Here is a 7,296-nt window from a genome sequence, read left to right as displayed (position 1 = left end):
ACACCAATTGGTTATCTTGAGGCTGCATAGAATTCTACGAAATAGCTGTACTAAATTGGGTGGAGTTACAGCTTTACGCCATAGCTGATACAGTGTTCTCTGTTCAAAAGAATAATGTAAATCGCTTACCCCCTGCTACTGTAAGCAGGTTTATCTAGCGCTTAAGGAGAACAGCATGAATATTATAAAACCCGCCACCCCCTTACTTTTTGCAGCCGTCATGCTCAACAATTATGTCCATGCTAACGAAGCCTTTCCTAGGCTAAAAGGACCTTGGCTCGGCCAGACACCGCCAGGGTTAACCGCGCAGCTTTTTGCCCCCGATATCATCTCTATTAACGGTCGTTATGAATTCGGCGTGTCGTTTTCTCCCGACCTTACAGAAGTGTATTTCACTGCTTTTGAAGAGCAAGAAAATGTGGATTCAAGCCCACGGATCATGTATTCAAAAATAGAAGATGCGCAGTGGAGTCAACCTCAAGCCGCAAATTTTACTGGTGGAAGAATGAGTTATGAACTGGTCCCCCATGTAAGCCTGAACGACAACCGAATTTACTTTACCGCGCGTTCAGATGACCCCAAAGCGTCCGGAATTTGGTACGTTACCCGTAGCAAAGGTGGCTGGAGTGAAGCTAAAAGATTCGATTCGGCAATAAATACGGGTAAGTTTTCAGACTTCAACCAAAGCGCAAATGGCGACACTGTTTTCTCCAATATGTCAGAACGCAAAATGTATACCGCTGAAAATAAAAACGGCGCGCTTACGACTCCCAAAACCATTAATATTGAGTTTGGATTTCATGGTTTTATTTCGCCCGCTAACGATTACCTATTGGTTAATAGTCGTCACAGAGGCGATGAGAGTCGAAAAGATAACGACCTATATGTCTATTTTAAGGAGCAGGATGGCACTTGGTCTAGCCCTATAAATTTAGGTGAAGGGGTCAATACCCCTTATTCAGAAACCGTCCCAAGAATTACACCAGATGGTAAATACCTGTTTTTTGGCAGATATAATGAACCCGGTGATGTCTCAAACATTTATTGGGTAAGCACCGAGGTCATTACCCGGCTAAAAGAAGCTTATTTTGCAGGAAAGTCGACTAAGCAAATTTAGCAGCGTGTTCGATATGGCAGCTCAGCTTAGAGCTGCCAGTTACCTATCTTTAATTGCTGATGGCTAATTTACACTAAGCCGAACTATTTCTCTCGTCCTGCAAACTCCACCTCAGCCATCTCGATAGCGCCGCGTTTTTGCATGGTAATAAATAAGCGTTTCCCTTCCTCTCCGCCAAAAGCCACATTGGTTGGGTGCTTGCCTTTCAGTTTAATTTCTTTAATTAGTTTGCCCTGAGGTGAAACCACAGCGACCACACCAGCACCGTAACGGGCGATATAAAGATTGCCTTGGTTGTCTGTGCGCATGCCATCTAAGCCAAAATCGGTAAACGAGATAAATAATTGTTTGTTACTAATATTGCCTTGTTCATCTAACTCATAGCTCCATACTTTACGCTGCACGCTTTCATTCACATAGAGTGTTTTATTGTCAGGGCTAACTTCAATGCCATTGGTGGTGCCCATATTCGCTTCTAATAGGGTTACTGCTCCGTTTGTATTTATACGCCAAAGTTTACCGCTACTGGCTTGCCAATTAGGATCGCTGGCGAAAAGAATTCCGTTGTCCATGATCGCAAGATCATTAGGTTGATCCATGCGATTATCGTGAGCAAATACCGTCACGGTTCGTGACAAATCACCACCTTGAGCAAGTGCTGCTTTGGTGACTTTGAGCACGTTATGATTGACGTAATCGGCTATATACATATTTCCTTGCTTATCAAAGCGAATACCGTTACCAATAGAACCATTTTTTAACGTCAGCAGGGTTTCCGCTCTGCCTTGCGCAGTCACTTTACCAATAGTGCCTTGCTGTTGATGGTTAACCGCATATAACACGCCGGCATCATCCACCGCAGGTCCCTCAATACCTTGCGTGAAAACCCCATCCGTTATCCAATCTTGTGTATCTACCACCGTGTTGGCAGCTACATAACCACTGCTCTGTAGCAAGAATAAACTGAATATGACTTTTCTCATGACTTTCCTATTTACAATGAAGGTAAAGTGCTCGAACTGGATAAATTCCTGTTATGACCACTTCATCCGTTAAATTTTGCAGCGCTAGCAGATGGCTATCTAGGTGCGGAGCCTGTAAAGCCCCTTTACAAACCTTAAGCACTTGCTGACTCAATTCAATAAACTGCGTCACCTTTAACGCCGTTGAGTGTGCTTCTGTAAGTTTGGGACTTTGCTGTAACAGAGTTAACGCCTCAAGCCCCGCTTGCCAACGTTGCAATATCGCGCCAATGTGCGCTAAGGCAGTGTTATCACCAGCGATATAGCTTGCGACTCGCTCCTCAAGCAGCCTCACCTGACGGCTTTCAACCGCAACATAGTCGACAAATTTATCAAGCGCTGCAAACTGGTGATACTCGTCGTTTAAGAACTTAATATGGTGACGCGTGTAATAGTGACTTGGCTCTACAAGCTCTGCAAGATGAGTGAGTAATTCAAGCGTAGCCTTGCGCTTTGGCTCATCCAAAGTTGTGCTGATAAGCCTATTAAAACCCGCTTGTTGCTGCGTTTTATGACCTAAGCCAATAATGTTATGTGCAAAATCGCTAATATGATCCAATCGCGCGTACATCTGCTTGCTATCTGTAAGCGTTTTAGCGGACCATAAACGCTCAGCAATCACAAAAAGTCGCGGCCATATTCTGACATCAAGATTATGTTCGGTGACCATTTCGCTCCAAATGGTCGCCTCGCCACCTAAAATACGTCCGTCGTTTACTTGGCTTAACGGTGTTGAAACCTCGACAGGCTGTGGTTTTTCAAGCGCCTCAAGTGTGAGTGGATAACGGCTATTACCAATCATTACCGAGCCTCGTTGCTGCGCTGTATAAAACTCAAACTGTAACGGTCCCATCCAACTATCCATGGTAGCGGTAAATTGCTGAGTCTTACTAGTAATTGTTTTATCTGTTTGTACTAGCTGATGGTGGTTGTTATTAAGCTTCATAAGCACTTGTTCACCCAACACCACAAGTTCGCCTTTGACTGCGCTACCTTTTAGGCGTGGGATCGTAAAGGCTAAGCTTAATACTCGCGGTTGAGTGAGATCCACTGTCGGTAGCACCGGATGTGGGTCGTTACGGTAATGAAATGATGAATACTGCGGCTGATCAATATAAAACCCGGTTGATAAAATGCCTTGATAACCTGCTTCTGCAATTGCAGTTAACGAATCATGACCACGCCAAGACTGCACGACAGTATCCGTAGGCAACGCCGGATGAAAAATTTCATCCCACCCCATCATCACACGTTGGTGCTTAGCGATAATCTTTTGCACACGAATATTAAAGTAATTTTGCAGGTCATGACCGTCTTTCAACGCATGTTTTGCCATTAGCCCCTGTATTTCAGGGCTTTCCAACCAATGCTCAGGCTCTACCTCGTCACCCCCAATATGCAGGTAGCCGTCTGGAAATAGACTCGTCATCTCAGCCAGTAAATCGTCGATAAAGGCGTACACATCAGGACTTGCAATATTGAGCAGTGGCTTAAATACTCCCCAATGGCGTTCCATCTCATGAGGTTGCACTTTAGTCATCAGCTCTGGGTAAGCGACGGCAATCGCGCTTGCATGCCCCGGCATACCAAATTCGGGCACCACACGGATCCCTAAAAGGCTTGCATACTCAATCACTTCTTTCACTTCTGATTGACGATAATACAATCCATCTGAGGCCAGTTGAGTCAGCTTAGGAAACACCTTGCTTTCCATTCGCCAGCCTTGGTCATCAGTTAAGTGCCAATGCAAAACGTTTAGCTTTGCCGCGGCCATACCATCGAGTTGGCGCTTTATTGTCGCAATTGGCATAAAGTGGCGAACACTATCAATAAGTAGCCCACGCCAAGGGAAGCGGGGACTATCGCTGATCGTTGTATAGGGGAGTATGAATTGACTCGATGTATTACTCTGGGCCAATTGTAATAGGCTAGCAAGACCGTGCTGCGCGCCGAAAACGGAGGTTGCGCTAAGCACTATTCCACCCTTTTCAATATGAAGCTGGTAGTCTTCTGGCATATTCAGCTGAGGAAACTGTAACTCGGTTTCGATATTTTCTACGCGAATGGTTAAGTCCGCTTTGCCACGCTTTACTACCCGTATCGGAATAGGTTTTCCAGTAATGCGCTCAATGTATTGCTGCATTCTGGCGAGCAGAAATGCCTGCCTCTGCGCACTAAAGCCGTGTATCGCAACCTTGATTTCGTTATCAAATACTAGCGAGCCTTCGGTCATACTCACTTGTTGCGGCATGGGCAAAAGCGACAGTGGTGTTGCCTTTGCAGTTAAAATCGGCAACAACACGGTGAATAAAAAAAGACTAAAGTACATTCTCATCATTACACTATTCCTGAGTAACAAGCTTTGGCAGAAAGTCGGCGGATATCAGCGCGCCGTGATGCTGGATCACCTCGGCGGCAACTTGGTGTGCAAAGAACGCAGCCATTTGCAAATCGCAACCTTTCAGCCAATGTGCTAAAAACCCCGCAGCAAACGCATCGCCCGCTCCACAGGTATCTAAGATAAGCTGCGGCGCTATATTTTGCGCCGCGATATAAATAGATGAAGAATTATTAGGTGGCGCAATCACGCATGGCTGAGCACCTTGGCGAATAACTAAGAGTTGTGAGCTTTGCTTTTGATGCTCTGCGATTATTTCGTCCACATTTGCGGTGCCATACACTGCATATTCGTCCTCGTCGGTTAAAAATGCGATGTCCGCCAGCGCCATTACAGCCTGATAACTCAATTTTGGGTTATCGCTACGCCAAAGGGTTTGGCGATAGTTGTTATCAAAAAATATGAGCCCACCTCTGTTTTTAAACGCGGCTAACGCCTCAAACAAGTGCTTTCTCTGCGACTCACATATAATGGCGAGGCTTATTCCAGAGAGATAAATCGCATCAATAAGCTTGTTGTGAAGTGCCTGAGTTAACGTCTCATCACGCTTAAAATAATGCCTTATAGGGCTGTGCTCACGGGCAAAGGTAAAGCGTCGCTCTCCTTTCTCATCGAGCGTAATCCAGTATTCGCCAAGCGCGCTATGTGGTTCAAGCACAATATAGTCTTGTCTGATGTTGGTGTTTGACAACATATCAAGCAAGTTTGTACTGGCCTTGTCCGTACCGATGGCGCTGGCAAAACTGACTGCGATGTGGTTATCGTTGCTTTGCTTGAGTAACTGAGCCAAGTACCAAGCCGTGTTAAAGGTATCACCGCCAAACGAGCTAGTCCCGTCTGCTCTATGCTCCACCATGCATTCACCAAAGCACAGCAACTGTTTTATTGCGCTTTTCATGATGCCACTTCCGTTTTTTCGGACGATGCGGTAACACTGGGTTTTGTCACGATACTCGTCAATACACCAAACACCAAAGCACTGATCAGCGCGGGAATAATCGGGTTACCAAAATAAGCCAGCCAATCGTCGTTCATACCAATGAGCAGGGCAGCCACTGAACCTGCCATCAGGGTGACTAAACTGCCTTGCCAAGTATAACCTTGCCAAAAGCGTCCCAATAACCCCATCACACAAAGCCCCGCTAATACAACGGAAATCATTTTGGTGATATAGCTGATAATGTCGCTCGACAACACCGCCATAAATAATGCCAGCGATACGGTAGTCAACATGGCAATACGAGAGACCAAAAGCGGATTGTGTGGCGCAATATTTCCCTTACACCAAGTCAGATAAATATCAGCAACCAACACACTGACTCCAGCAATGGCGTCGGAGCTGGCACTAGAAAGGGTTGCGGAAATACCCGCCAATAAAATAAAGCCACCAATCAACACTGGCATCGCCGTTAACGCCAAATAGGGAAAAGCAAATGAAGAGTTGTCTAAACTCGAGTTAACTGCATAAGCACCAATACCAATCACCGCAGGAATACATGAAAACCCTAAATAAAGTAATCCCGAGATAATAAACGACGTACGAATACTGCTTATGCTTTTGGCGGAGTAGATCCGCTGCCTAAACGATGGGGTTGCCAATACGCCCACCAGCACCGCCAGGGCCATTGAAATAGCAGGCAACAAACCAATATTTTGATATGAAAAGAGCCCGGCTCCCGCTGCAACCGAAGCACTGGTTAGCGTTTGCCAACCACCGACCACCTCGACTACAAAGTAGGTCATCAACAAAAAGCCTGAAAACAAAATAACGGCCTGAATTGCATCCGTCCAGACTACCGCCGAATATCCACCTAAGGTCACGTATACTGCAAGCCCTAGTCCAATAATCAGTTTAGCGCTGGTTTCATCTAGTCCAGTGAGCCAAGCTAAATACATGCCCCCGCCAATCAAATGTGCGCCAAGCCAGCCGACACTTGCCGCGTAAATCAATATCGCTAAGAGCTTTTTAACAACTTGATGATTGCCTACATAGCTTGCTAACTCTTCACTCATTGTCGCAAAGCGCTCGGCCCTAACCGGTGCAAACAACCAAGCCAGCAATAAAATACCTAGCGCGCCGCCAATGCCATAAAGCGTGCCCGCCCAACCGTGTTGATAGGCAAAGCCGACCGCTCCCATCGACGAGCCGGTGCCGACCATAGTGGCAACGGTGGTGCCTAGCGTCAGCATCAGCGGTACTTTTCGCCCAGCTAATAAATAGTCGCAATTTGACCGTTGCCACCGAGATGCCAGCCAACTCACCAATATCATGGCAGACAAATACAACAGAAAAATAAGCAAATACACTTGCTGACTATCCGTCATGCCTCTCCTCCTGTGAACATTGTTGTTCGTATAACGTCTATTCGCCTTTGTAACAGGTGACATCAACCTCAACTTTACAATCCACGACTAAGTCGGCCACCATGCAAATTCGCGCAGGAGGATGCGCTGAAAAATACTCTGCAAAAACCTTATTAAAGGACTGAAAATATCTTGCGTCAGTTAATACCACAGAGACATGCGTAACATGCTCAAGGCCATAACCTGCTTCGGTCATAATCGCGATGCAGTTTTCTATGGCCAGACGCGACTGCTCAACAATGCCACCCTCAACCACTTCACCATCTCGCATTGGCGTTTGCCCAGAGACCTTTAACCAACCGCCAGCTTCAACTGCTCGCGCAAAGGGTAAGTGTTGTCCACCAGTGCCCGTGCCACCCTCAGCACCTATTCTTCTTATTGTCATGTTAACCTCT

At 46.2% G+C, this 7,296-nt stretch carries 6 protein-coding genes; 1 reads left to right on the top strand and 5 read right to left on the bottom strand.

The window, feature by feature from the left end; genetic code table 11:
* Positions 1 to 175: 175 nt before the first annotated feature.
* Entirely contained in the window at positions 176 to 1,117 is a 942-nt protein-coding gene (locus CKO50_RS15860) for a PD40 domain-containing protein (RefSeq protein WP_095728941.1), read from the top strand.
* An 83-nt stretch (positions 1,118 to 1,200) separates the two neighbouring features.
* Here CKO50_RS15860 and CKO50_RS15855 read toward each other — a convergent pair whose 3' ends face one another.
* Genes CKO50_RS15855 through CKO50_RS15835 form a run of 5 tightly spaced genes read right to left on the bottom strand, consistent with a single transcriptional unit; the run spans position 1,201 to position 7,286 of the window.
* Complete coding sequence (locus CKO50_RS15855) at positions 1,201 to 2,100, bottom strand: SMP-30/gluconolactonase/LRE family protein (RefSeq protein WP_095728940.1); 900 nt, start codon at positions 2,098 to 2,100, stop codon at positions 1,201 to 1,203.
* 7 nt (positions 2,101 to 2,107) lie between these two features.
* On the bottom strand, positions 2,108 to 4,477 hold the full coding sequence (locus CKO50_RS15850; RefSeq protein ID WP_255230048.1) for a family 20 glycosylhydrolase: 2,370 nt from the start codon (positions 4,475 to 4,477) through the stop codon (positions 2,108 to 2,110).
* Positions 4,478 to 4,481: 4 nt separating this feature from the next.
* Positions 4,482 to 5,435 (bottom strand): sugar kinase, encoded by a 954-nt coding sequence (locus CKO50_RS15845; RefSeq protein WP_095728939.1) that lies wholly within the window; start codon positions 5,433 to 5,435, stop codon positions 4,482 to 4,484.
* Positions 5,432 to 6,862, bottom strand: coding sequence for a sodium:solute symporter family protein (locus CKO50_RS15840; protein WP_095728938.1), 1,431 nt, complete (start codon positions 6,860 to 6,862; stop codon positions 5,432 to 5,434). Before CKO50_RS15840 ends, CKO50_RS15845 begins: the two co-directional genes overlap by 4 nt.
* Positions 6,863 to 6,899: 37 nt before the next feature.
* A complete protein-coding gene (locus CKO50_RS15835) occupies positions 6,900 to 7,286 on the bottom strand; it encodes a RidA family protein (protein WP_010603922.1) in 387 nt (128 codons plus the stop codon).
* Positions 7,287 to 7,296: the final 10 nt, after the last annotated feature.

Source organism: Pseudoalteromonas sp. HM-SA03, from assembly GCF_002289345.1.
Lineage (GTDB): Bacteria > Pseudomonadota > Gammaproteobacteria > Enterobacterales > Alteromonadaceae > Pseudoalteromonas.
Note: the sequence above shows the minus strand (reverse complement) of the source record. Positions and strands in the feature narration are given on the sequence as shown.